Below are 25,289 nucleotides of genomic sequence, written 5' to 3' on the forward strand. Positions count from 1 at the left end.
TATTCTTTTCCTATCATTTTATATGAAAATAGGAAAATACTAAAGATAATTAACGGCCAATTTGTAATAAAAACAATTATTTTGTTAGAATTCGTCACTTTTTTACTCAAATCACTTTTTTTGGCAGAAAAAAAGGAGCGATTCGCCCCTCTATGCATTTCATCAACTTATTTTTCACGAGTAGGTTCCGCCGAAAGAAGATCCTTTGGTGAAATGGTTTCTGTTGCACCACCGAAAATGGGTGGTACATCCTCACCTGAAACGTTCATATAAGTTACCGAACCTCCCCCTGAAATAGTAAGTGTCTTTGAAATGATATTCCCTTTAATAGTTCCACCACCAGTAATATTCACATTTGAATTTGGCGCATAAAATACTTGTGTTATAGCATTAGCTCCTCCACTAATATCTATTTTTCCACCACCCGTAATAATATGTCCTTGAAAACCAGAACCTCCAGTCATTGTGATATTTGCATTTTGCGCGTATAAAGAACCGTAAATTCTTTGGTTTCCGGACATATCTAAACTAGTTCCTTTATAAAAAATATCAAGCTGATTTATTTGTCCCTTGAGAAGTTCCGGCTTTGCTTCTTCATTCACTTTATTATTTTCAATATCATTTGTTGTATTAATAACACTACCAGCCCCCATTGTTATCTGATTCGTAACATAAAGGGTAAGCTTTCCTGTGCCGATTATATTTATTTTTCCATTTGGAACATTTAAATGATTTACAACGATGTTTCGATCAGCACTTCCTAAATCAATATTTAACGTATTATTTGAAGTAAGATAAATCTCATTGAATTGTAAATCCTTATTCATCTTTAGTGTATAGTTATTGGCAATCCAACTATTAATGCGTAATGATCCGTTATAAATGACATCATGGCTATTGTTATCTTTATTAATTCTTACATTATTTGGTATTGAATTGCTCGGAAAAGCAGGAAATTGAGGTAAATCGAATATTTTAACATAGGGTAGTTTTACTACTTGAATATTTACATCCTTATTATTTGTATCTATCACATCATTTCTAGCACTTGGACCAACATACACTGTTCCTGAAATACTGGATCCCCCTTCAAGAACGACTGACCTTGGGGCAGATGAATTGGTTCCGACATCTCCCGTAATGTTTGCTCCACCAGACAAATTAATCTTCTCCTTCACAAACACTGCCGTATCTGGAATTTCAATATTTGATTTATCTACCCAAGAGATGCGGATTTGTTTCTCCACTGTCCGGGACCGATTATCGATTGTTCCAATCGAAGTAATTTTATAATCTCGATGGCTGTCATTCACATTGTTAATCCCAATCTTTTCAATCGTTACTTTCGCCTCTGGTATATGGCCAAAAGCTTCTTCAAAATCACGGTAGGGTAGTTCATTATTTATGTCCGTAATCATATTATCAATTTCTGCAAAAAAAGCGCCTTTAGTGGTAGAGCCATTATAGATATTTACAATACTGTCATTTACTATATCCAATGTATAGGTTATGCCAGATTCAGCTATATAATAGGTAGATTGGTAGGTTCTTTCACCCGAGCTCATTTTCATATTGTTTAATGTGAGTCCCATTAAGGCTAGTCCTAAAATTGTCATGACTGTTAGAATTAAGAGTACCATGACAAGAGCAATACCTTTTTCATTTTGGATAAATGAAGTTTGTTTTTTCACAGTATCACGCCTATTCTCGGATATAAATAGTGGTTTCTGGCAGTTCACCTATTTTTAAAATCACTTGATTCCCGTTCATAGAAACTTTAAAACCATTTATATTCGTTATAATCTCCTCATTATTTTTCGTAATTATAGTTCCCTCATGTTTGTATACATCCGTGCCATTAATGGTTAATTCATTGGGGTTGTTGATTTCAACCGTCGCTGCTTTTCTTATTTCTTTTGTAATTAGACTTGAAGCGAGTCTTTCTTGTGATTGGATTTGTACTTCATTCTTTTGGGTATTCATCTGTTTTTGCCCAAATAAGTGAACAGAACTCGCAAGCAGAAGAATAATTGACAGAAGTGATATGGCAGCTAAAAGTTCAACTAATGTTACACCCTTCTCACATTTTTCCATCTAAATCACCTACTCTTTTCCCAAGTTAAGATTGTTTCCATCTGGGACTCGAGCTTTTGTTTACTCGAATTTCTATATACTTTTAAAACAACCTTCCCTAGGTCAGTTGAACTATCCTTTATTTGTACAAATACATAGCGCTCATCTTTCATCATTCCATAACAATGGCTACATGAAGGATCGTTGCTGTATCCTTTATTTATCATTTGATTTGATAATTCATTTAGGGATGGTGAAGCAGACTTCGTATTTAATTGAATTATTTCTTCCAACTCTGATTCGGCAAGATACGTGGATTCAGTAATACTCTTAGAAAGATTGTTTGCTTTAGATGATTGAATGAACATCGGTACAATTGAAACAATGATTAAAGAAAGTATGACAATGGAGGCAAGAACTTCTATTAAGGTGATTCCACTTTGATTCTTTATCTTCATCCTCCACTCCCCCTTCTCGAATAGTTCTTTAGCACCATTATAGGCTGAATACATAATTTAGAAAAGAAAAAAACATAAATCCATGTCATATGTTGTCTTTTTCATAAAAAAATAGATAAGAAAGTCCTTCTTATCTATTTCACATAGGCCTTGTCTCTATTCAGTTTAATAAATATCCCCTAACCTCTGAAATAAAATATAGGGAACCTGTAATAATTAGGGCTGCATTTTCTACCGATGATACTCGCTCTACTCCTGCTTCCACTGCCTCCCGCCAATTATCCACAGTATTTATTGATTCTCCTGCTGATGAATTTTCAAATAGTTCTCCTGTGGTTGCAGCTCTTGGGTAGTCAAAGCTTGTAAAAGTTAAGGATTTTGCGATTCTTTCAAGTTGCCTAATCATCGTGTCTAATTTTTTATCGCTTAAAGCACTAAATATAATGTGGATGTCTTTCCCTTTCAAATGAGCTTCTACCGTATCAACAAGACTGTTAACGCCTTCTGGATTATGGGCACCATCTAGAATTACAAGTGGATTCTTTGATATTTCTTCAAATCGACCAATCCATTTCGTTTTTTCTAAGCCTGCCACAAGTTGACGATCTTCTATTTGTACAACACCACTATCTTGTAACATATGAACTGCCAATACAGCTAAGCTTGCATTTCTCACCTGGTGAGCACCTTTCATCGAAATATGCAGATTTTGAAAGGTTTTATTCTGTGTTTTTACAGTAAAAGATTCGCCATCGTTTGATTGGTGACCTAGGATAAAGAAATCATGACCAAGTTGATAAAATGGGCTATTTTTTTCTTTTGCTTTAATATTTATTACTTCAATCGCTTCCGGTTGTTCAATAGCCGTTATAACAGGTACATGTTGTTTAATGATTCCCGCTTTTTCGCCTGCAATTTCTTCAATTGTGTCTCCCAGAATGTTCATGTGATCAAAGCCGATACTTGTGATAATCGATATTAGAGGATGAATGACATTTGTTGAATCAAGTCTCCCTCCTAATCCAACCTCCATAATCACAAAGTCGATATTGGAAGCTTCCCCAAAATAATAAAGAGCCATTGCCGTGATCACTTCAAATTCAGTAGGACCACCAAGTTCTGTCTCCTCCAACTCTTCCGCTAATGGTTTTATCACCTGTAATAGAGAGACAATTTCATCATCTGAAATAGGTTGTCCATTTACACTGATTCGTTCATTAAAGGTCTCAATATAAGGAGAAGTGAAGGTTCCAATTTTATATCCTGCTTCTTGTAACATGTTTCGGATGTAGCTAACTGTGGATCCCTTCCCGTTCGTTCCCGCTACATGAATGGCCTTGATTTTTTCTTGCGGATGACCAAGTCGTTCCATCATCCATTCCATTCTGGATAGGCCAGGCTTCATGCCGAGTCTTAATCTCCCGTGAATCCAAGATAGGGCTTCGTCATATGTCTGTATCATATACGTTCCTCCAAATATAGTTAAAATGAAGGAAAGACGAATCTATGACAGATTCGCCTTTTATTCATTTAGCCTCTTAATTCTGCAATGCGCTCACGAACTGTTTCGCGTTTTTCGAGATAGTCTTTTTCTTTTGCTCGTTCTTCATCGATTACTTTTTGAGGTGCTTTCTTTACAAAACCTTCATTGCCGAGTTTTTTCTGAACGCGTTCAACCTCTTTATCAAGCTTATCTAGTTCTTTCTCTAGTCGCTTTATTTCTTCATCGATGTTGATAAGTCCTTCAAGTGGAAGGAATAATTCCGCACCAGTGACAACAGACGTCATTGACTTTTCAGGTGAAGTAATGTCGGTTGCAAGTACAAGTTCACTAGGATTACAGAATCTCTCTAGATATGAACGATTCTTTTCTAGTTGAGATAGAACAGTTTCATCCTTTGCTTTAATGTGTAACTTGATCTGCTTGCTCATTGGTGTATTCACCTCTGCACGGATGTTACGAACAGAGCGGATAATATCTACTAATAGTCGCATTTCCTGCGCTGCTTGATCATCTGATAGTTGCTCGTTAACTTCTGGCCATTTTGAAACAGTAATGGATTCGCCATTATGCGGCAGATTCTGCCATATTTCCTCGGTAATAAACGGCATGAATGGATGTAGCAATCTCATTGTATTGTCTAATACGTATGCAAGAATTGATCTTGTTGTCTTCTTTGATTGCTCATCTTCACCGTATAAAGGAAGCTTTGCCATTTCAATATACCAATCACAGAAGTCATCCCAAATGAAGTTGTATAACACTCTTCCTACTTCACCGAATTCGTATTTATCAGCAAGATTTGTTACGGATGCGATTGTTTCGTTTAGGCGAGTTAAAATCCACTTATCGGCAACTGATTTTTCACCGCTAAAGTCGATGTCTTCAAACTTTAAATCACCCATGTTCATTAATGCAAAACGTGATGCATTCCAAATCTTATTCGCAAAGTTCCAAGTGGCTTCAACTTTTTCCATGCTAAAGCGTAAGTCTTGCCCCGGTGAACTTCCAGTTGATAAGAAATATCGTAATGAATCGGCACCGTATTTAGCAATGACATCCATTGGGTCAACACCATTTCCTAGTGACTTACTCATTTTTCGACCTTCTGCATCACGTACTAGACCGTGAATCAGAACATCCTTAAATGGACGTTTTCCTGTAAACTCAAGACCTTGGAATATCATTCTTGATACCCAGAAGAATATGATATCGTATCCCGTTACAAGAGCAGCAGTTGGGTAGTAACGTTTAAAATCTGCTGCATCCTCATCTGGCCAGCCCATTGTTGAAAATGGCCATAATGCAGAACTAAACCATGTGTCTAATACGTCTTTGTCCTGTTCCCAGTTGTCGATATCTGCTGGCGGTTCATGATCAACATATACTTCACCTGTTTCTTTATGGTACCAAGCAGGGATTCTATGCCCCCACCATAATTGACGCGAAATACACCAATCACGAATATTCTCCATCCAGTGGAGATACGTCTTTTCAAAACGTTCTGGAACAAAGTGGACCTTATCTTCCTGACTTTGAAGCTTTATCGCTTCATCCGCTAATGGCTGCATTTTTACAAACCATTGTGTGGACAAATACGGTTCAACCACTGCCCCACTTCGCTCACTATGTCCTACTGAATGAAGATGGTCTTCAATTTTGAAGAGTACCCCTTCTTCTTGAAGGTCCTTCACAATTTGCTTTCTGCATTCAAAGCGGTCCATACCTTGGTATTTACCAGCATTCGCATTCATCGTTCCGTCTTCATTCATGACAAGAACGCGTTCGAGATTGTGACGATTGCCAACTTCGAAGTCATTTGGGTCATGGGCAGGTGTGATTTTTACCGCACCAGAGCCAAATTCCATATCAACATAATCATCACCAACAATCGGAATTTCCCTTCCTACGATTGGAAGAATAACAGTTTTGCCGATCAGATGTTTAAAGCGCTCATCCTCTGGATGAACCGCAATGGCAGTATCGCCAAGCATGGTTTCAGGGCGTGTTGTTGCAATTTCAATCGATCCGCTACCATCTGCTAAAGGATAGCGCATGTGGTAAAATGCACCTTGAACATCTTTATAAATAACCTCGATATCAGATAGGGCCGTTTTTGTTGCAGGGTCCCAGTTGATAATGTATTCACCACGATAAATAAGACCTTTTTTATACAAGGTAACGAACACTTCACGAACTGCTTTTGATAGTCCTTCATCAAGGGTAAATCGTTCTCTTGAGTAGTCTAAACCAAGTCCTAGCTTAGACCATTGTTCACGTATATGACTCGCATATTCTTCCTTCCACTTCCACGTTTCCTCTACGAATTTTTCTCGCCCTAAATCATAGCGAGTTTTCCCTTCCTCACGTAGCTTGGCTTCCACTTTAGCTTGAGTCGCGATACCTGCATGGTCCATTCCAGGTAGCCATAAAACATCATAGCCTTGCATTCTTTTTATGCGTGTAAGTATATCCTGTAGGGTTGTATCCCACGCATGCCCCAGGTGTAACTTCCCTGTAACGTTCGGTGGTGGAATGACAATTGTATATGGTTTTTTCGAAGCATCATCTTTTGCTTCAAAAAATTTACCATCCAACCAATATTGATAGCGTCCCGCTTCAATTGATTGCGGGTCATACTTTGTTGACAATGTTTTTTCATTACCTTCCATAAGAAGTTCCTCCTTAAACAATTTACAAATTCAATCAAATGCGCCTTGGCGTATTTGCCGCCCAGATTTTTTCGAGCTTGCTCGAAAAGTTTCATTTAAAAATCTGTGGCATCCGCCGGAGGCTTATTTATTCAGCTTTAGCTGAATAAATAAAAAACTCCACTCATCCTCATAAAAGGACGAATGGAGTGTATTCGCGGTACCACCTTTTTTCATAGATACTATCAAATGCGCCTTGGCATATTTGTGCCCGATTTTTTTCGAGCTTGCTCGAAAAGTTTCCTTTAGAAAATCAAGGCATCCGCCGGAGGCTTTGCCTTTATTCTTTGTATAAAGGCAACGTATCTATGCTCTCAAGAAAAGATAACGGCTTTTCACCGGCTTTTACTACTCATATTTCATAAAAGCTACTTAAGGGCGACCTTCCATCGTAACGTTCCTAAGAAATCTCACAGCTACTGATTTCTCTCTCTGAAGGGGTATCCGATGTACTCTTCCCTCTCATCGTATGTAAGCAATAATGATGTTTAAAAGTCGCCAAATGATAAACTTCGAATCTCTGCGTCACTCGGTCTCTCCGGTCCTCGCGTATTAAATACATACGCTCCGGTCCTCAAGACTATCCTTCCTTGACCTTCTCGTTTCTGATTCGTCGACTTTAAAACTTTTATTTTAGTTACCTTAAGATTCTACTACTAATATTCGTGAATTTCAATAGGTATTGTCAATAAGGGTAGCCAAGATTTTTATACTTTATTCACTTTGTTGCTTTTTGTTACAAATTTGTCTGATTGGAACTATTCTGTTTATCCAAGCATAGTTTAATTATAGGATATTTGAAGGGAGAGATCAGCATGAAAGGACGTCGTTTTAGAAAATATTCGTATCCTCATTGGTTGCGTCAAACTAGGGATTTTTGTGCACAATTTATAATTCCGATTACAGTTGTTCAAGCTGTTCGGACGATTTTTATTCCAACCACGATAGATGTATTTTTTTTAGCCATCTTAATTTTCCTTGTAGTATGCATTCAGTTAGATTGGGTTTAGAAAATCCCATACATTATTCCGTATGGGATTCTTCTTCTCCCTGCTCTTTTCTTTTTTGTTCTGCCTCAAGAAGTTTCACGGAAACGAATTCAATGTTTTTCGTGAGCCAATAAGCTCTTTGTAAAACTTGGACATGCTCCCGCTCGGATCTCTTTTGTTTATGATCCGTATAATTGCGCACACATCGATAAATCGGTTCTGGATATGTTAAATGACTTAAAAAAAGATAAAATTCCTCTTCCCGTAAAGGAAACCGGCTTTGATAGGCTTCAAACCACTCTAGACAATCCGTACATAATATTGGATATGTTTTTAAGATGCGGTAATAGAGACACACTAAATCATTTGTTGGACTAGCATAGCCAGCCTTTTCAAAATTTGATAGATACCCTTTTCCGCTATCATCATATAAAAAATGGGATTCTGAAAGATTATTTAGCGTTAACGCGTTACGAAATGACTTCCTCTCTTTCATTAATTCCTGCCATTTTCCGAGTTGGGTCCTTGCAAATGATGAAGCAAGACTTGTTTCATAAAAATACGTACAGAATTGTAGTTCAAAGGGGGACATGTACCATTTTGCCTCTGCTTCTACAACAAACCTTTCAAGAAATTGGTTTCGCTCTTCCCACTTTTTGATGATTGTTTCATAGTGTCCTGTAATCTCATTTTCATCATTAATTGGTTGTTTACTTACCGTTGTTAGATGAATCCTTGCAATTTCTTTAAAAAAGGCAAGGTAATGATCATCACGGTGCTCGAGTGTTTGGCTTTTCAACCATGGCATCAGGTAATGGAATTTTTGGTTATGATATACAAGGTATTTTCCTTCGACGGTAGGGTAAATGGGGACAGCCCTTGTGTAACCCTGTTGAAATAATTGTTGAAGGAAAGTGGGGAAGGTTGGATTGATTTTGTGTGAAATAGATTTAAGAGCATAAATGCCCTTGTCTGTAACGACTCTTGTGACTTTCCCGAATTGTTCAAGGGATAAGGGCTTTAAATTATATTTATTTACGATGGGCCCGATACTACTTATATCGTTTTTATTCATTGGGCCAACCACTCTCTTTCCTAGCAATATTATAAAGTCCACATATCAAGAAAACAGGGCGAGGTTTTTCTCCCCACCCTATCATCTTTACGTATTCGCCTGGACAGGGATATATAATAACTGTCCTTCAGAAACGGAATCAGTATTTAGTGAATTCACCCGGACTAATTGTTGCACACTTATTTCATAACGCTGAGCAATTTTTTCCAATGAATCTCCATGCTGAACAATACAGATTTTCATCGTCGTATGGTCATCCACTTCATCTCTACCAAATATTTTGGTTAATAATAAATCATTTTCACTTCGTTTTACATTTTCTTCTGTTTTGCCCTCTCTATGCTCTTGAACTACTTCTTTTTCCTGGACGGCTGTGGAGCTTTTCTTATTCGGTTGATCAGAACCAAAGCTTAATTGATTATCATGTCTAGCTTTCACTTCGATTGTAGGTGTTAATACGGCTTGAATCTCTTCTTCTTCGATTGCTTCAACAACATCAAGTTCCTCGTGTTGTTCCTGATAAACTTCTTTTCTGGCTTCTACCTCAAAAGGAACAAAAAGGTCAGCTTCCGCTTCATCTTCCTGCTGTTCCCTTGTAACAATAACATCCTGTTCCTCTACCTCACTATGTAGCACTACTTCCTTTTCGTTTTGTAGCACTACCTCTTCCTGCGCTTCATTTGTTACCTTAGCAGCCACATGAACTTCTTCGTCCTCGTCGTTTATTTCTGCAACGACTTGAGTTTCTTCTTCATCATCAAATAAACTACTTCTAACAAACTCTAACTCTTCTTCAGCGGGTTGTTCAACCGCAACAGGAGTTTGTTCTTCGTGGATGATCGCCTCGAGGGAAGCTTCCTCTTTAGATGCTTGAGTAACCCCTTGGATACCACTTATGGCTAAATCAGCAACGATCTGTAAACAACCACGCTTTGGAATTTCATAGTCAAATGTCTCAATTAAAACATACACATCATCTAAGCTTTGAACACGGTCTTGTGGAATGGTAATGTCGACAGGGAAGCGATGGTTTAGTTCACTAATCCCATCCTCACGAGTAATAACCTCGTTTACCAGTCGAACTGAGGCAAAGTCACGTTCTCCCTCTTCCGCATTGTTTTCATCTATTCGATATTCACCTGTTAGCTGTAGTGCACCGCGAATGGACACATATTGGTCATGCTCTTGAATGACAATATCAGGGTCAAGTGATATTGAGATGAGCTCAGAGACTTCCTGTCCCTTTTGAAACCAGACTGATTCCTCTACTGAAAATCGTAAGTTTTCAGATGACATCAACTACTCCTCCTTTCAGTCTCCTTCTAAACAGATTTATTATGACATTACAATTTTTATGATAGTTCCAAGGGATTTATGATAAGTTCTTCAAGAAGTTGTTCGAAATAAAAAGGCAGACCCAGTTGATTTTATCTGAGTCTGCCATATGTCTTTAACTTTATGGAGCCGGGGTCAAACCCGGTACGATAAAGTTAGCCTTTAATTTTTAAAAATGCTTTTTCAGCCGCTTGAATTGTCTTTTCGATATCTTCTTCAGAATGAGCCGTAGAAAGGAAAATCCCTTCAAATTGAGATGGTGGTAAAAATACTCCTTCATTTGCCATTTCACGATAATACGTTGCAAAATACTCTAAATTAGACGTTTTAGCAATATCATAGTTAATGACCTTTTCATTTGTAAAGAAGAATCCAATCATTGAACCCGCACGATTAATACAATGTGGGATATCATATTTTTCTGCTGCTTGTGTAAGCCCTTCTTCCAGTCGATCAGCTTTCTTTTTAAATTCTGTATAGTCTTCAGGTTTTAACTGTGATAAAGTCTCATAGCCTGCAGTCATCGCTAGTGGATTACCAGAAAGTGTTCCTGCTTGATAAATCGGTCCAGCTGGTGCGATTTTTTCCATAATGTCTGCACGGCCACCATATGCACCTACAGGTAGACCACCACCGATTACTTTACCTAGACAAGTAATATCAGGTGTAACACCAAAATAGCCTTGAGCACAATGATAATCCACACGGAATCCTGTCATAACCTCATCAAAAATTAACAATGTTCCATACTTTGTTGTAATTTCACGAAGTCCTTCAAGGAATCCAGGCTGTGGAGGAACAACCCCCATGTTTCCTGCTACTGGCTCCACTATTACGCCAGCAATATCTTCACCAAACTGTTCAAATGCATATTTTACTGCTTCTAAATCATTATAAGGCACTGTAATGGTATTTTTAGCAATACCCTCAGGTACACCTGGACTATCAGGTAAACCTAGAGTTGCAACACCAGAGCCTGCTTTTATTAATAATGAGTCACCATGACCGTGATAACAGCCTTCAAATTTCAAGATCTTATTACGGCCTGTATAACCTCGTGCTAAACGTAACGCACTCATAGTCGCTTCTGTTCCGGAGTTTACCATACGAACGATTTCAATGGATGGAACCCTTTCAATTACAAGTTTAGCAAGCTTATTTTCAGATAATGTCGGAGCGCCAAAGCTTGTTCCCATTTCTGTTGCTTTTTTAAGGGCTTCGACCACTTGATCATTTGCATGACCGTGAATAAGCGGTCCCCATGATAGTACGTAATCTATGTATTCATTTCCATCGATATCATATATTTTAGAGCCCTTCCCGCGCTCCATGAAGATAGGATCCATATTTACGGATTTGAAAGCACGTACTGGACTATTTACTCCACCCGGCATTAGGTGTATGCTTTCCGAAAATGCTGCTTTTGACTTTTCATAACTTCTCATCTTCATTAACCCCTTTCTTGTAATGGGGCCTGCCCCGCCGCGTTAAAGAGGGACAGACACTACACTTCATTCGTTAATTTTCTTTTAACCAACGTGCTACATCTTTTGAGTGATACGTAATGATCAAATCCGCTCCTGCACGTTTCATTCCAATTAGCATTTCCATGACAATTTCTTTTTCATTAATCCAACCATTTTGAGCTGCTGCTTTAATCATTGAATATTCTCCACTCACGTTATAAGCAACTACCGGTGCATTAAAATGATTTTTAACATCGCGAACGATATCTAAGTATGACAATGCTGGCTTTACAATAAGGAAATCTGCACCTTCTTCAATATCTGATTCAGCTTCACGTAATGCTTCTAAGCGGTTGGCATAATCCATTTGATAGGTTTTGCGGTCACCAAAAGAAGGAGCACTCCCGGCTGCATCACGAAATGGACCATAAAAGGCAGATGAGTACTTAACCGCATAGGACATGATTGGCACATTTTCAAAGCCTGCTTCATCCAGACCGTGACGTATCGCTGTCACAAATCCGTCCATCATGTTAGATGGTGCAATAATGTCTGCACCCGCTTTTGCCTGACTTACGGCTGTTTTTGCTAATAATTCTAACGACGGGTCATTTAGTATTTCTCCGTTCTCAATCACTCCACAGTGGCCATGTGATGTATATTCACATAGGCAAGTATCAGCAATTACAATTAATTCTGGGTGCTTTTCTTTTATTAATCGAGTTGCCTCTTGAACAATACCGTGATTATGATAAGCTCCTGTACCTACCTCATCTTTATCATTAGGTACACCAAATAAAATGACTGATTTAATACCTAATTCTACAATTTCATCAAGTTCTTGTTGGAGTAAATCTAATGAAATATTATAAACACCCGGCATTGAGGAAACTTCAACTTTTTTATTTTCTCCTTCCACAACGAATAATGGGTAAATTAAATCATCTGTATGTAGGTGTGTTTCACGGACTAAAGCTCTCATGTTTGCTGATTGACGTAATCTTCGATGTCTAGCAAATTGTAATTTCTCCATCTTTATTCTCCTCCTTGTGCTTGTAAAAAATTGATAATTTCCGTGAGTAAATGGTCAGTTGTGTAATTCTTAGGGCAAATATGAATTGGGATATGTAAATGATCCGCCGCTTTCTTTGTTTCCGGTCCGATGCAAGCGAATAGTACATCTTTAGTCCATTCATCCCAATCCGTTTGTTCCACTATTTTATAGAATTGCTTCACTGTAGATGGACTTGTGAAGGTGATAATATCAATTTGTTTTTCTTTTAAAAGCGTGATTAAATGTTCCTTATCACGAGAATCTCCAGTTGTCTCATAGACAATTAAATCTGTTGCCACAGCACCGTGTCTTGTTATTTCATCCACTAAATAAGAACGTGATAAATTCCCACGAGCTAGTAAAAAGCGGACACCTTTCATCACATGAGGTCTTAAACTATCAAACAAACCTTCTGCGATAAATTCATCAGGTACAATCTCTGGTCTATAGCCTTTTGCCAACAAAGCCTTCTCGGTTTTTGTACCGACTACAGCTATTTTGGGCATTGGAATATTCTTCGTTACTTTTTCCACAACTTGATCATAAAAATCAAAAAAGAAATCAACACCATTCTTACTCGTAAAAATTAACCACTCATACATGTGTAAATTCTTTATTGTATCTTCAATTAAAGTTGTGTCATTTGGTTTTTGGAACGTTAGTAATGGTATTTCAATTGGAGTTCCACCTGCTGCCAAGATTTTCTTCGAAAACTCAGCAGCCGCACTTTTACCTCTTGTATTTAAAATCGTTTTTCCAAACAGAGGTTGTGTGCCTTCCATTACTTATTAAGCTCCTCTTTTACTTGGTCAATTAATTCTTTTGCACCAAGGTCTGATAATTTTTTCGCTGCTTCATTTCCAACTTCAATTGGATTTTTCCCATAAACCTGTTCTTTGTAAATGGTTTTCCCATCAGGTGAACCAACCAAAGCTGTTAACGCAATTTCTCTATCATCTGACATCGTTGCATAAGCAGCAATTGGAATCTGGCAGCCACCTTCCATTTTATGAAGAAAAGCACGCTCTGCAGCTACTGTATTTTGCGTATATTCATCGTTTAATTTTGATAATGCAAGTAATATTTCAGTATCATCTTCGCGGCACTCAATAGCAAGAGCACCTTGACCAACTGCCGGTAAACAAACCTCTGGTTCCACAAATTCCGATACGACTTCATCAGACCATCCCATACGCTTTAAGCCTGCAGCAGCTAAAACGATTGCATCATAGTCTTCATTTTCTAGCTTGGAAAGTCTTGTATCGATGTTTCCTCGAATCCATTTAATTTCAATATCATCTCTTTTTGCAAGAAGCTGAGCACTTCTTCGTAAGCTGCTTGTTCCAACAATTGCCCCACTAGGAAGATTATCGAAGGATACATCCCCTTTTGAGATGATGACATCACGGTGATCTTCACGCTTTGGTACACAACCTATGATAAGTCCTGCTGGAAGCTCAGCAGGCATATCCTTCATACTGTGAACAGCCATATCAATTTCCTTATCATATAAAGCTTGTTCAATTTCCTTCACGAAAAGGCCTTTTCCACCAACCTTGGATAGCGTAACATCAAGAATTTTATCACCTTTTGTAACGATTTCCTTTACCTCAAACTCATTGGGAACACCCAAATTTTTAAGCTGCTGGATTACCCAGTTTGTTTGTGTAATCGCCAATTTACTTCTTCGAGAGCCAACAATAATTTTTCTCATACATACTCCTCCTATCTATGTAAGCCAAAAATGGAAATTCGATAAACTTCCAAATAAAAAGAAATTTACAAGTAAAAATAAAAATGCTCCTATATTCCAGTAGGCAATTGTTTTTCCTTGGAGCTTTTGGACAACCCTTTTATAAAGGTACACTAAGTAGATAACTAAAACAAAAAAGGAACCTAACACTTTTGCATCGTAAAAATAAAAATTCTCAACCTTGATATAAGCCCATAGCACTCCTAATATAAGCGCTAATAAAAGCATAGGCACCCCAATTAGATTCAATACATAGGACATATGGTCAAGCTTCGATAAATCATCGAGTCGGAGTAATCGTTTCCCCCACTTTTTTTGTTTTAATAAATTATACTGAAGTAAATAAAGAACGGAAAAAACAAACGATAACGAAAAAGCCCCATATGAAAGGATCGCCATCGTGATATGAATCATGAGTAACTCTGAAATAAGCTGCGTTTCTACCGCACTTGATCCATGTTGCCCTGGAGCAAATGTATGTAAAGCCATGATGAAAAACCCTAATAAATTTGTAAAAAACACAATGAAGTCTACTCTTAAAAACTTGTTTAAAATTAATGAGAGTGTAATCAATACCCAAGCATAAAAATAGAGTCCTTCAAACATGGACAATATCGGCAACCTACCTGTATTCAGCATTCGTGTCAAGAGAAAAATCGATTGAATGATCCATACAAATGCAAGTAACCAGAAGGCAAATTTGTTTACCTTCCGGTTATTATGAAGAAAGTCTATAAAATAAAGTAGGACACTTAAGGCATAGAGAATTACAGTAAACTCATGTAATCTCGTTACGTTCATCTCTACCATATCGATTTTCCTCTCATTATGACTGAAGAGAAGGCTGCTGTCTATTGGCTGCTACCCTGTTTGAATCAATCTGTTCCTTTTCCTTTTGCATCCCATACTCTGAAACAACTGCTTCCTCAATATCGAAAATCTTCATAAATAATGATAGAGATTCATCTGCGTTTGGCTGTGCAGCAAGTTCCTTCGCTTGTAAAATAGGATCACGCAATAGCTGATTAATAATACTTTTCGTATGTTTGTTCAAAACTTTTCGCTCGCGTTCAGTTAGATTAGGCATTTTACGTTCAATACTCTCCATTGTTTCGGCCTGAATGGCTAATGCCTTATTACGTAACGCTGAAATGACAGGAACTACACCTAAAGTATTTAACCAATTCTTGAATTCAATGATTTCATTTTCAATCATGAGTTCAATTTCTTCAGCAGCTACTTTCCGTTCCTGAAGATTAGCTTCAACGATTCCTTCTAAATCATCGATATCATACAAAAAGACGCTTTCTAAATCGGCAAGTCCCGGATCTAAGTCCCTTGGTACAGCAATATCAACCATAAATAAAGGACGACCCTTTCTCATTCGCTCGATATCTTGCATCATATCCTTCGTGACAACATAGCCTTTTGCACCAGTAGAACTAATCATGATGTCTGCATCAATTAAGGCACATTGAAGTTCCTCGATAGCTTTTGCTTCCCCTTGGAACTTGTCAGCAAGGATTTGTGCTTTTTCAAAGGTACGATTCATAACTGTTACTTTTCCCACACCAGATCCGTGTAAGTTTTGAACAGCTAATTCGCCCATTTTCCCAGCACCTAAGATGAGGACATTTTTATTCGAAAGATCACCAAAAATTTTCTTCGCTAGCTCAACGGCAGCATAACTTACTGAAACAGCGTTTGAACCAATTTCCGTTTCGGAATGGGCACGTTTTGCTAATGTAATGGATTGCTTAAAAAGGTGGTTAAATACAGTTCCTGATGTCCCTAATTCTTGTGCAGAAAGAAAGCTTGAACGTACTTGTCCAAGAATTTGCGTTTCACCAACTACCATCGAATTCAACCCACATGTAACATGAAAAAGATGTTCAACGGCACCTTCTTCTTCAAAGATATTCAAATATGGTGCAAATTCTTCTTTATCAATTCCAAACCACTTTGAAAGGAAATCTTTTATATAATAACGTCCTGTATGCAGTTGGTCGACAACAGCATATATTTCTGTCCGGTTACATGTTGAAACAATGATATTTTCTAAAATACTCTTTTTCCCTTTTAATTCTTTCATTGCTTGTACAATGCTCTCTGAATCAAAGGTCAATTTTTCACGTATTTCGACAGGGGCTGTTCTATAGTTTAGTCCGACCATAATTGTATGCATAATCTCTCACCCCAACTTTTAAATAATAAAATAGATTTCGTTCCAAAAAACTACTACTATTATACCATGTATGATGTGAACGATTGTCGAAAAATGTGTGAACAGTTTTTGACAACCTATGCTAAGATGAATTTATAATAAAATGAACTAATAAATGCGCTTATACTAATAAATAAGTCGTTTTGACTTCAATCGTTACCATAACAAAAAAGCATGGTCAAATCAAGTAACTGGCATGGGGGACTATATGAAAAAAAATAATCTTTTTTCTGGTATTATCCTTGTTGGAATTGGATGCTATCTTTTGCTTCAACAATTGGGTATACCAGTATTTACTAACTTCTATTCGTGGCAAACACTCGTCATCCTTGTTGGGATCGCTTTTCTCGTGCAAGCATCTGTCGAAAACAACCCAAGTAGTATTCTACCTGGTGTCATTCTAGTTGGTTTTGGATTACATTTCCATGGGATCAATCAACTTAGCTTTTGGCCAAAACAGCCAGGTACTTTATTGTTCATTGTCGGACTTGGAATGCTGTTTACCTATTTAAAGACAAAAAATGGACTATTCCATAGTATCGTTCTGTTATTTGTTTCACTGTTGTTTCTCAATTATGGCCGATTTTTAAGTTGGCTAGGATTTTTAGAGGGCAGTTTTTCTTTCATTTTAGACTATTGGCCCCTTCTTCTTGTCGGGATCGGCTTTTATTTATTATTCATTAAGAAAAAGTAAATTATACCAAAATCAATCATACCCACGAAGGTGAAAATTCGTGGGTGTTTCTATGACATTTAGGCTGTTTTAAGTAAATTAGAACTAGGGTGATTTCCGCTTCTGGCACTCGCTTTCCGCGGGCGATCTGCAAGACTCCTCAGGCCTACACGTTGTAGGTCACGAAGCCGTTGCCACAGGACGTGGCGCTCTTAGGCTTCGAACATTAATCACTCCTGCGGGGTCTCGCTTGGCTCGCTATTCCCGCAGGACGTTGAGAATGCTTCCTTGAAACTACACCTCACGAAGAAAATGCTAGCATTTTCGAGGATCTCGTGCCATACGCTCCAATTACCGGAGGGTGCACCTAAGTGTCAATAATACTTTTTAACTTTTTAATGGCTATTTCAAAAACAACCACCAATAAACTTTTAAGTTAATAACAACAATCTTTTAGAAAAGAGCTACATTAAAAAAGCACCTCAAATTTTGGTCTTTGAGGCACTTAAATTCCCTTATAGAATAGAGTTCAGAAAATCCTTTGTTCGTTGTTCTTTTGGATTTTCAAAGATTTCCTTTGGTTTCCCCACCTCGACTATTTTTCCATCATGCATGTAAATAACACGGTCTGCAACCTCTCTTGCAAACCCCATTTCATGGGTTACAACGACCATCGTCATTCCCTCATTCGCTAATTGCTTCATAGTAGTAAGTACCTCGCCAACCAATTCTGGATCAAGTGCGGATGTTGGTTCATCAAATAACATGATTTCAGGTTTCATTGCCAATGCTCTAGCAATAGCAACACGTTGCTTTTGCCCGCCTGATAATTTAGATGGATACACATTCACCTTATCTGCCAATCCAACCTTGCCAAGTAGTTCCTCAGCCTGTCTGACAGCTTCTTGTTTTGGAATCTTTTTAACCTGGGTAGGAGCCTCTATGACATTATCTAGGACTGTCATATGAGGAAAGAGGTTAAAATGTTGAAAAACCATGCCAACTCTTTGTCGAATTTCAGTTAGATTGTGGATTTTTGGTTCTATTTTTTCATCTTTAATGATAATTTCTCCACTTTCCTTTATCTCTAGAAAGTTCAAACAACGAAGTAATGTACTTTTCCCAGAACCACTGGCCCCAATTAAACAAACAACTTCACTTTCTTCAACGACCAAGTTAATATCTTTTAACACATGTAGGTCACCAAATGATTTATTTAAATTTACAACCTTTATCATTTCCTTTTTTCCCATATCATTTCACCATCCTTATTTGTCGATAGCAGCCAATTTTTTCTCAAGCATACCAACTAATATAGTAAAGATTAGAACGAGGATTAAATAATAAATAGCAACTATGAGTAAATATGTCATATAGTCAAAATTATTCGATCCTAATGTTGTCGAAACATTAAATAGCTCATTTAAGCCGATAAATGCGGCTAGGGATGAGTCCTTTAAAGCGATAATAAATTGGTTTCCAAGAGGTGGTAAGGCTCTTCGAAACGCTTGGGGAAGGATAATTCTTCTCATCGTTAAGGTCCTACTCATTCCCAAAGACTGTCCAGCCTCCATTTGACCACTATCAATCGATTGTATAGCACCTCGAAAAATTTCTGCCAGATATGCACCGTTATGGAAGGCTAATCCTAATGTTACCGACCAAAACATCGATATATCTAAAGCAGATAAACCAAAATAAAAGACAAAAATTTGAACGACTAATGGGGTACCTCTTACTAAATATATATACAGATCTGCTATCTTAACAAAGATGGTTTTGGCTGAAATTTTTAAGAATGCAAAAAGCAAACCGATAAAAACGGCGATGAAAACGGCAACGATCGTTACTTGTAAGGTTAGAAGCATCCCCTTTAGAAAAAGTGGATACGTTTCAATTAATTGCTCAATGATATGACTTAATTCTGGCAATTTTACTCAACTCCTTTTTCAAAAATGTCTCCCTTTAGAAAAAGAAACGAATGCGTAGGAAAAACACATTCGTTTCGATGATGTTCTTATTCTTCTGGATTCGTAGTTATATCTTCTTTGAAGTATTTTTCGCTTATTTTTTTCAGTGTTCCATCTTCTCTAAGCTTTTCTAATGCGTCATTGATTTTTTTCAACAGTTCTTCATTTTCCTTTGAAACAGCAATTGCTTGCTCACTCAAACCGAGAATGTCCCTACCTTCAATTTCTAGACCATTGCCGATTCCTTCTTTCCCTGTTAAGAAATCCGTAATCACCGCATCATGTTTTCCAATCGCCAAAGCTTCTAATGCTGTTACATCACTGTCATATTGAATCACGTTTCCAGTAACCTCTTGTGCCGTTTTTGCATATGTAGATCCCTTTGACACGGCAATTTCCAAATCCTTCAAATCTTCTAGACTTTGAACATCACTATCAGGTCTAACAAATATTTGTGGTCCTGAATAATAGTAAGGTGTTGAAAAATTAACATGCTCAGCACGCTCATCTGTTATCGTATGACTAGCTACTGCAGCATCAAATCTTCCAGTCTTCACACCCTCTACAATACTGTTAAATTTAAACCTCTTTTGATTAGGTTCTAGACTGAGCTCCTTAGCAATTGCCTCTGCCACATCAATATCAAAACCTGTCATAACACCATTGCCATCTGTAACACTAAATGGATTGTATTCACCCGAAGATGCAAACGTAAATTTTCCATCCTCTACTAAATTCATCCCGTTTGAAGATGATTTTTCACCGCCACAAGCACTTAAAACACCGATAACCAAAAGTAAAACGAATAAAGTACCAAATCTTTTTTTCACTGCTGTTTTCCCCCTTTTATCCTACTAAATTTTTTTTAGTAGAGAGTCCCCCGTCTTTACTTATATCTTTATTAGTCCAACCACTTGCATATAACCTAATCGGTAAAATCACCAATAAATCTTTTTATTCCCCAAAAACCCCCAAAGAATCGGCATGCCTCATTATTACTCAAAAAAAACAGCCAAAGCGGTTGCTTTAGCTGTGTTTCATATTACATATACGATTGTAAAACGGTCCAGGCCTCTTCTTTTCCCAAACCTGTTTCTGATGAGAATTTAATGAGATGGTCACCTGGCTCAAGCTCCAGTGTCTCGCTAACTACCTTCAGATGTTTATCCCATTTTCCTTTTGGAATTTTATCTGCCTTTGTCGCAATGACGACAACTGGTATTTCATAATGCTTTGCAAAATCATACATGAGCACATCATCATTTGTTGGTGGGTGGCGTAAATCAACAATGAGAACAACTGCTTTAAGTGGTTCACGGGTTGTTAAATAAGTCTCAATCATTTTTCCCCATGCTTCTCTTTCTTTTTTAGACACCTTCGCATACCCATAGCCTGGAACATCAACAAAATACAATAATTCATTTATTAGAAAAAAGTTTAAGGTTTGTGTTTTACCAGGCTTTGATGATGTACGAGCCAATGCTTTTCGATTGATCATTTTATTAATAAATGATGATTTTCCAACATTTGAACGTCCTGCTAATGCAAATTCAGGTAAATCTCCCTCAGGATATTGTTCCGGTCTGACTGCACTAATTACGATATCTGCACTTGTTACTTTCATTTTTTCTCCTCTACTAACGCATGTTTTAAGACTTCATCTAAATGGGAAACCGGAACAAATTCCACATCTTCTCTTACACTCTCTGGAATATCTTCTAGATCCTTTTCGTTTTCCTTTGGAAATAAAATTTTCGTTAATCCAGCACGATGGGCACTAAGTGATTTTTCCTTCAAACCGCCAATTGGAAGAACACGTCCTCTTAACGTAATTTCGCCCGTCATTCCTACTTCCTTACGAACTGCCCTTCCAGTTAAAGCAGAAATAAGGGCAGTTGCAATTGTAATACCAGCTGACGGTCCATCCTTAGGCACAGCACCTTCTGGAACGTGGATATGGATATCATTTTTTTCATTAAAATCCGGATCAATTTTTAATTCTTCAGCTTTAGAACGAATATAACTAAATGCCGCTTGAGCAGATTCCTTCATCACATCTCCAAGCTTACCAGTTAGCACAAGCTTTCCTTTACCCGGTGCTAAGGAAACCTCGATTGAAAGTGTGTCCCCACCGAATACTGTATAGGCAAGCCCAGTAGCTACACCCACTTGATCCTCAATTTCTGCTTGACCATAGCGGAATACTTGTTTCCCTAAAAAGTCAACGACATTTTTGTCCGTGATAACAACACGTTTCTTTTCACCGGAAACAATAATTTTAGCAACCTTGCGACAGATTTTTGCAATTTGACGTTCAAGCCCACGAACACCCGCTTCTCTCGTGTAATAGCGGATGATGTTTAACAGGGCATCTTCTCGCATTTGCAGTTTCCCTTTTGTTAATCCATGTTCTGTAAGCTGCTTAGGTAATAAATGATCTTTGGCAATATGAACCTTTTCAAGCTCCGTATAACCAGCGATTGTGATAATTTCCATACGATCTCGAAGCGGTCCAGGAATTGTCGCTAAATTATTTGCCGTCGCAATAAACATAACCTTTGATAAATCATAAGGCTCTTCAATAAAATGATCACTAAAATTGAAGTTTTGTTCAGGATCCAATACTTCAAGCATAGCTGATGATGGATCTCCTCTAAAATCATTCGACATTTTATCAATTTCATCTAATAAAAAGACTGGATTGATTGTACCTGCCTTTTTCATCCCTTGAATTATTCGGCCCGGCATTGCACCGACATATGTTCTCCGATGTCCACGGATTTCAGATTCATCACGAACACCTCCAAGCGAAATTCGTACGAAATTTCGGCCAAGTGATTTTGCCACCGATCTAGCTAATGATGTTTTCCCGACCCCAGGAGGTCCAGCTAAACATAAAATTGGTCCCTTTAAGGAATTGGTTAACTGTTGGACAGCTAAATATTCAAGAACTCTTTCTTTCACCTTTTCAAGTCCAAAGTGGTCTTTCTCAAGAATTTCTTCCGCGCGATGAATATCTAGACGGTCTTCCGTCGCATTTGTCCACGGCAATGCTAAAAGCCATTCTATATAATTTCGAATTACTGCACTTTCCGCAGATGTTTGGGGGATTTTTTCGTAGCGATCAAGTTCCTTTAATGCTACTTCCTTTACATGGTCAGGCATACCTACTGCTTCAATTTTTTCTCTAAGAGAGGATACTTCACCCGTTTTCCCTTCTTTGTCCCCTAGTTCCTTTTGAATTGCCTTCATTTGCTCACGAAGATAATATTCTTTTTGAGTTCTTTCCATTGAACGCTTGACACGTTGACCAATCTTCTTTTCGAGACTTAAGACTTCTTTTTCATTATTAATGATCGTAATCACTTTATTCATTCTCTCACGCACATCAAGCGTTTCAAGAATATCTTGTTTCTCCTGAAGTTTAAGAGGAATATGAGAAGCAATGATATCTGCCATTCTTCCTGGTTCTTCAATGTCAGTTACAGAAGTGTATGTTTCAGTTGATATTTTCTTTGAAAGCTTTATGTACTGTTCGAAATACTCTAGCATCATACGCATGAGTGCTTCTGTTTCAACATCCTTTGTTTCGTCTTCTTCAAATGTTTTGACTCTCACTGAATAATAGCTATCATTGTCATAGATTTCTTTCATTTCAGCACGGTAAAGTCCTTCAACTAATACACGTATTGTTCCATTTGGGAGCTTAAGCATTTGCTTTACTTGTGTTAATGTTCCTATGTTATAAATATCATCCTTAGTTGGATCGTCAATTGACACATCTTTTTGGGTAGTTAAAAAAATGATATGGTCTTCTACCATTGCTTTCTCCAATGCTTGCACTGATTTGTCACGGCCAACATCTAAATGCAAAACCATTGTGGGATAGACAAGCAATCCGCGAAGTGGTAAAAGAGGAACAATGATTTCTTTTTTTCTTGTCATTGCTAACACCTCAAAATTGAATAAATATAGTTCTTAAATGTAAATTTTATCTTATTTAAAAGCTAGTGTCTATTTTAGTGGTTTTTTCTTTTACAAAATAGAAATATAAAAGACTTCGACGCTCCTTTTTAGTATGTCGAAGTCTTTCTATTTTAAACTGTTTTGGTTTTAGACCGATTCTGTCTTTGAATAATTTGTTGATGCAGGGATGATGGATTGCTTTTGTCGTTCAGGTGTTTCAATTGCAATTTCAAAAACCTCTTCAAGATTTGTAACCGGAATAATCTCAATCCCTTCAATGTCCTTTAAGATGGATTGCATATTCTCTTCTGGGATAATGACCTTCTTAGCGCCAGCTTGTTTTGCTGCCTTTATCTTTGGCACAACGCCACCAATCGGTTTTACATTCCCATGAATACTGATTTCCCCAGTCATAGCAACCTTATGATCTACTGGAAACTTATGTATCGCGGAATAAATTCCTGTAGCCATCGCAATACCAGCAGATGGACCATCGATTGGAATTCCACCCGGGAAGTTAACATGGATATCGTAATCGTGCGCAGGCACACCCATCGAACGAAGGACTGTAATCACATTCTCAATCGAACCTTTTGCCATACTTTTTCTTCTAACTGATTTTCCGCGGTCTCCAATACTTTCTTCTTCCACTATACCCGTTATGTTAATTGTTCCTTTATCTTTAGCAGGAATCACAGTTACCTCAATTTCTAACAGGGCACCTGTATTTGGTCCATAAACCGCTAAACCATTTACAAGTCCAACTCGCGCACTTGGATAAATCTTTTTTTCATAACGTGGGGTTAACTGGCTGGAATGGAGTACCCATTCAATATCTTCATCCTTTATAAAATTCCGATCCTCCGAAATCGCAATACCCGCTGCGATTTGAACCATGTTGACGACTTCACGTCCATTACGTGCATAGGATGCAAGTGTAGCAATTCCTTTCTCCGTTGCTTGCATACTCACTTTTTCAAGCGCTTTTCTTGTTACGACAGCTAATTCATCCTGATCCAATTCACGGAAAAAGACCTCTAGACAGCGCGACCGTATGGCAGGTGGGAGTTCATTTGGTGTCCTTGTTGTTGCACCAATCATCCGGAAATCAGCCGGCAATCCATTTTTAAAAATATCATGAATATGTGTGGGGATTTGGGTATTTTCCTCACTGTAATAAGCACTTTCAAGAAATACCTTACGATCCTCAAGCACTTTAAGCATTTTATTCATTTGAATCGGATGAAGCTCTCCAATTTCATCGATAAATAAGACACCGCCATGTGCATGTGTCACAGCACCCGGCTTTGGCTGAGGGATACCGGCTTGCCCCATTGCACCTGCACCTTGATAAATCGGATCATGAACAGAACCAATTAAAGGATCAGCGATTCCACGTTCATCAAATCTTGCAGTTGTTGCGTCCAATTCTACAAAAACAGCTGACTGCTTAAATGGAGACTTTGAATTTCGTTTTGCTTCCTCCATTACTAGTCGAGCAGCGGCTGTTTTCCCTACTCCAGGCGGTCCATAAATGATGACATGCTGAGGATTCGGGCCACATAGTGCGGCCTTTAATGACTTAATGCCATCCTCTTGGCCAACGATATCTGCAAAACTAGTTGGTCTTACTCGCTCAGCTAGAGGCTCTGTTAAGGAAATGGATCTCATTTTCCGAAGCTGCTCCATTTCTTTTCTAGACTCTTTATCTATAGATACCTTTTGAGTTCGTTGGTTTTTAAGGAGATTCCAAAAATAAAGCCCGATAATCACTCCAAAAAATAGCTGTACGAATAAAACTATACCTGTCCAACTCATATTATTCCTCCTGCTCGCAAATATAGACTACTATCAGCTATTATCTCCTGAGTAAAGGTGGAATAAACCAGTTTTGAAGGATTTTTGAAAAGCCATTTTGTTATATATGTTACATGAAAATACTATTATCCATTAACAAAAAACAAATTCATACAAAAAATGTAATTTCATCTAGTAATTTTGAACTATTTAAAAAATACTGATTATCTGTAAGATATATATT

The 25,289-nt window shown here is 37.8% G+C and carries 21 protein-coding genes and 1 other annotated feature; of the genes, 2 read left to right on the forward strand and 19 right to left on the reverse strand.

Going from position 1 to position 25,289, the window contains the following annotated elements; genetic code table 11:
- Nucleotides 1-167: 167 nt before the first annotated feature.
- The 5 genes from RGU12_RS16530 to RGU12_RS16550 all read right to left on the reverse strand — a co-directional run bounded on the left by RGU12_RS16530 (nucleotide 168) and on the right by RGU12_RS16550 (nucleotide 6,704).
- A complete protein-coding gene (locus tag RGU12_RS16530; RefSeq protein WP_309537037.1) occupies nucleotides 168-1,691 on the reverse strand; it encodes a PilX N-terminal domain-containing pilus assembly protein in 1,524 nt (507 codons plus the stop codon).
- Nucleotides 1,692-1,701: 10 nt separating this feature from the next.
- Nucleotides 1,702-2,094, reverse strand: a complete 393-nt coding sequence (locus RGU12_RS16535; protein WP_309537038.1) for a prepilin-type N-terminal cleavage/methylation domain-containing protein — start codon at nucleotides 2,092-2,094, stop codon at nucleotides 1,702-1,704.
- 5 nt (nucleotides 2,095-2,099) lie between these two features.
- Nucleotides 2,100-2,531 (reverse strand): type IV pilus modification PilV family protein, encoded by a 432-nt coding sequence (locus tag RGU12_RS16540; RefSeq protein WP_309537039.1) that lies wholly within the window; start codon nucleotides 2,529-2,531, stop codon nucleotides 2,100-2,102.
- Between the two features lie 160 nt (nucleotides 2,532-2,691).
- The gene (locus RGU12_RS16545; protein WP_309537040.1) at nucleotides 2,692-3,993 is read right to left on the reverse strand and encodes a bifunctional folylpolyglutamate synthase/dihydrofolate synthase; all 1,302 of its coding nucleotides are present in this window, start codon (nucleotides 3,991-3,993) and stop codon (nucleotides 2,692-2,694) included.
- A 68-nt stretch (nucleotides 3,994-4,061) separates the two neighbouring features.
- Nucleotides 4,062-6,704 carry a valine--tRNA ligase gene (locus RGU12_RS16550; RefSeq protein ID WP_309537041.1) on the reverse strand — a complete coding sequence of 881 codons (2,643 nt, stop codon included), beginning with the start codon at nucleotides 6,702-6,704 and terminating at the stop codon, nucleotides 4,062-4,064.
- A gap of 172 nt (nucleotides 6,705-6,876) precedes the next feature.
- Nucleotides 6,877-7,218 (reverse strand) — a binding site (T-box leader).
- 340 nt (nucleotides 7,219-7,558) lie between these two features.
- On the opposite strand from RGU12_RS16550, the gene RGU12_RS16555 reads away from it, so the two are divergent.
- On the forward strand, nucleotides 7,559-7,753 hold the full coding sequence (locus RGU12_RS16555; RefSeq protein ID WP_116351656.1) for a YszA family small membrane protein: 195 nt from the start codon (nucleotides 7,559-7,561) through the stop codon (nucleotides 7,751-7,753).
- Nucleotides 7,754-7,766: 13 nt separating this feature from the next.
- Here RGU12_RS16555 and ysxE read toward each other — a convergent pair whose 3' ends face one another.
- From ysxE to hemA, 8 genes are all read right to left on the reverse strand, one after another.
- Entirely contained in the window at nucleotides 7,767-8,807 is a 1,041-nt protein-coding gene (ysxE, locus tag RGU12_RS16560) for a spore coat protein YsxE (RefSeq protein ID WP_309537042.1), read from the reverse strand.
- An 87-nt stretch (nucleotides 8,808-8,894) separates the two neighbouring features.
- Nucleotides 8,895-10,103 (reverse strand): stage VI sporulation protein D, encoded by a 1,209-nt coding sequence (gene spoVID, locus RGU12_RS16565; protein ID WP_309537043.1) that lies wholly within the window; start codon nucleotides 10,101-10,103, stop codon nucleotides 8,895-8,897.
- A gap of 194 nt (nucleotides 10,104-10,297) precedes the next feature.
- Nucleotides 10,298-11,587: a glutamate-1-semialdehyde 2,1-aminomutase gene (gene hemL / locus RGU12_RS16570; protein WP_309537044.1), complete on the reverse strand. Its 1,290-nt coding sequence runs from the start codon at nucleotides 11,585-11,587 to the stop codon at nucleotides 10,298-10,300.
- Nucleotides 11,588-11,660: 73 nt separating this feature from the next.
- Nucleotides 11,661-12,641, reverse strand: a complete 981-nt coding sequence (gene hemB / locus RGU12_RS16575) for a porphobilinogen synthase (protein ID WP_309537045.1) — start codon at nucleotides 12,639-12,641, stop codon at nucleotides 11,661-11,663.
- 2 nt (nucleotides 12,642-12,643) lie between these two features.
- Nucleotides 12,644-13,444: a uroporphyrinogen-III synthase gene (locus RGU12_RS16580; protein ID WP_309537046.1), complete on the reverse strand. Its 801-nt coding sequence runs from the start codon at nucleotides 13,442-13,444 to the stop codon at nucleotides 12,644-12,646.
- Entirely contained in the window at nucleotides 13,444-14,376 is a 933-nt protein-coding gene (gene hemC / locus RGU12_RS16585; protein WP_309537047.1) for a hydroxymethylbilane synthase, read from the reverse strand. Before hemC ends, RGU12_RS16580 begins: the two co-directional genes overlap by 1 nt.
- A gap of 15 nt (nucleotides 14,377-14,391) precedes the next feature.
- Entirely contained in the window at nucleotides 14,392-15,225 is an 834-nt protein-coding gene (locus RGU12_RS16590) for a cytochrome C assembly family protein (RefSeq protein ID WP_309537048.1), read from the reverse strand.
- Nucleotides 15,226-15,241: 16 nt separating this feature from the next.
- Nucleotides 15,242-16,600 (reverse strand): glutamyl-tRNA reductase, encoded by a 1,359-nt coding sequence (gene hemA, locus RGU12_RS16595; protein WP_309537049.1) that lies wholly within the window; start codon nucleotides 16,598-16,600, stop codon nucleotides 15,242-15,244.
- 247 nt (nucleotides 16,601-16,847) lie between these two features.
- Between hemA and RGU12_RS16600 the strand changes: the two genes are divergently transcribed.
- The gene (locus RGU12_RS16600) at nucleotides 16,848-17,333 is read left to right on the forward strand and encodes a LiaI-LiaF-like domain-containing protein (RefSeq protein WP_309537050.1); all 486 of its coding nucleotides are present in this window, start codon (nucleotides 16,848-16,850) and stop codon (nucleotides 17,331-17,333) included.
- A 494-nt stretch (nucleotides 17,334-17,827) separates the two neighbouring features.
- On the opposite strand, the gene RGU12_RS16605 is transcribed toward RGU12_RS16600, so the two are convergent.
- From RGU12_RS16605 to lonB, 6 genes are all read right to left on the reverse strand, one after another.
- A complete protein-coding gene (locus tag RGU12_RS16605) occupies nucleotides 17,828-18,565 on the reverse strand; it encodes an amino acid ABC transporter ATP-binding protein (RefSeq protein WP_309537051.1) in 738 nt (245 codons plus the stop codon).
- A 15-nt stretch (nucleotides 18,566-18,580) separates the two neighbouring features.
- Complete coding sequence (locus RGU12_RS16610; RefSeq protein ID WP_309537052.1) at nucleotides 18,581-19,243, reverse strand: amino acid ABC transporter permease; 663 nt, start codon at nucleotides 19,241-19,243, stop codon at nucleotides 18,581-18,583.
- Nucleotides 19,244-19,329: 86 nt separating this feature from the next.
- Nucleotides 19,330-20,112 carry a transporter substrate-binding domain-containing protein gene (locus RGU12_RS16615; RefSeq protein WP_309537053.1) on the reverse strand — a complete coding sequence of 261 codons (783 nt, stop codon included), beginning with the start codon at nucleotides 20,110-20,112 and terminating at the stop codon, nucleotides 19,330-19,332.
- A gap of 212 nt (nucleotides 20,113-20,324) precedes the next feature.
- Nucleotides 20,325-20,906 carry a ribosome biogenesis GTP-binding protein YihA/YsxC gene (gene yihA, locus RGU12_RS16620; protein ID WP_309537054.1) on the reverse strand — a complete coding sequence of 194 codons (582 nt, stop codon included), beginning with the start codon at nucleotides 20,904-20,906 and terminating at the stop codon, nucleotides 20,325-20,327.
- On the reverse strand, nucleotides 20,903-23,227 hold the full coding sequence (gene lon, locus RGU12_RS16625) for an endopeptidase La (protein WP_309537055.1): 2,325 nt from the start codon (nucleotides 23,225-23,227) through the stop codon (nucleotides 20,903-20,905). Before lon ends, yihA begins: the two co-directional genes overlap by 4 nt.
- A 168-nt stretch (nucleotides 23,228-23,395) precedes the next feature.
- A complete protein-coding gene (lonB, locus tag RGU12_RS16630) occupies nucleotides 23,396-25,066 on the reverse strand; it encodes an ATP-dependent protease LonB (protein WP_309537056.1) in 1,671 nt (556 codons plus the stop codon).
- Nucleotides 25,067-25,289 lie beyond the last annotated feature (223 nt).

This window comes from Ferdinandcohnia sp. QZ13 (assembly GCF_031324165.1).
Taxonomy (GTDB): Bacteria; Bacillota; Bacilli; order Bacillales; family Bacillaceae_L; genus Ferdinandcohnia.

What these genes read in the sequence shown, in the direction of transcription:
- RGU12_RS16535 (WP_309537038.1), bottom strand. Translation starts at nt 2,094, where the DNA reads ATGGAAAAATGTGAGAAGGGTGTAACATTAGTTGAACTTTTAGCTGCC.
- RGU12_RS16540 (WP_309537039.1), bottom strand. Translation starts at nt 2,531, where the DNA reads ATGAAGATAAAGAATCAAAGTGGAATCACCTTAATAGAAGTTCTTGCC.
- RGU12_RS16545 (WP_309537040.1), bottom strand. Translation starts at nt 3,993, where the DNA reads ATGATACAGACATATGACGAAGCCCTATCTTGGATTCACGGGAGATTA.
- RGU12_RS16550 (WP_309537041.1), bottom strand. Translation starts at nt 6,704, where the DNA reads ATGGAAGGTAATGAAAAAACATTGTCAACAAAGTATGACCCGCAATCA.
- RGU12_RS16555 (WP_116351656.1), top strand. Translation starts at nt 7,559, where the DNA reads ATGAAAGGACGTCGTTTTAGAAAATATTCGTATCCTCATTGGTTGCGT.
- ysxE (WP_309537042.1), bottom strand. Translation starts at nt 8,807, where the DNA reads ATGAATAAAAACGATATAAGTAGTATCGGGCCCATCGTAAATAAATAT.
- spoVID (WP_309537043.1), bottom strand. Translation starts at nt 10,103, where the DNA reads ATGTCATCTGAAAACTTACGATTTTCAGTAGAGGAATCAGTCTGGTTT.
- hemL (WP_309537044.1), bottom strand. Translation starts at nt 11,587, where the DNA reads ATGAGAAGTTATGAAAAGTCAAAAGCAGCATTTTCGGAAAGCATACAC.
- hemB (WP_309537045.1), bottom strand. Translation starts at nt 12,641, where the DNA reads ATGGAGAAATTACAATTTGCTAGACATCGAAGATTACGTCAATCAGCA.
- RGU12_RS16580 (WP_309537046.1), bottom strand. Translation starts at nt 13,444, where the DNA reads ATGGAAGGCACACAACCTCTGTTTGGAAAAACGATTTTAAATACAAGA.
- hemC (WP_309537047.1), bottom strand. Translation starts at nt 14,376, where the DNA reads ATGAGAAAAATTATTGTTGGCTCTCGAAGAAGTAAATTGGCGATTACA.
- RGU12_RS16590 (WP_309537048.1), bottom strand. Translation starts at nt 15,225, where the DNA reads ATGGTAGAGATGAACGTAACGAGATTACATGAGTTTACTGTAATTCTC.
- hemA (WP_309537049.1), bottom strand. Translation starts at nt 16,600, where the DNA reads ATGCATACAATTATGGTCGGACTAAACTATAGAACAGCCCCTGTCGAA.
- RGU12_RS16600 (WP_309537050.1), top strand. Translation starts at nt 16,848, where the DNA reads ATGAAAAAAAATAATCTTTTTTCTGGTATTATCCTTGTTGGAATTGGA.
- RGU12_RS16605 (WP_309537051.1), bottom strand. Translation starts at nt 18,565, where the DNA reads ATGGGAAAAAAGGAAATGATAAAGGTTGTAAATTTAAATAAATCATTT.
- yihA (WP_309537054.1), bottom strand. Translation starts at nt 20,906, where the DNA reads ATGAAAGTAACAAGTGCAGATATCGTAATTAGTGCAGTCAGACCGGAA.
- lon (WP_309537055.1), bottom strand. Translation starts at nt 23,227, where the DNA reads ATGACAAGAAAAAAAGAAATCATTGTTCCTCTTTTACCACTTCGCGGA.
- lonB (WP_309537056.1), bottom strand. Translation starts at nt 25,066, where the DNA reads ATGAGTTGGACAGGTATAGTTTTATTCGTACAGCTATTTTTTGGAGTG.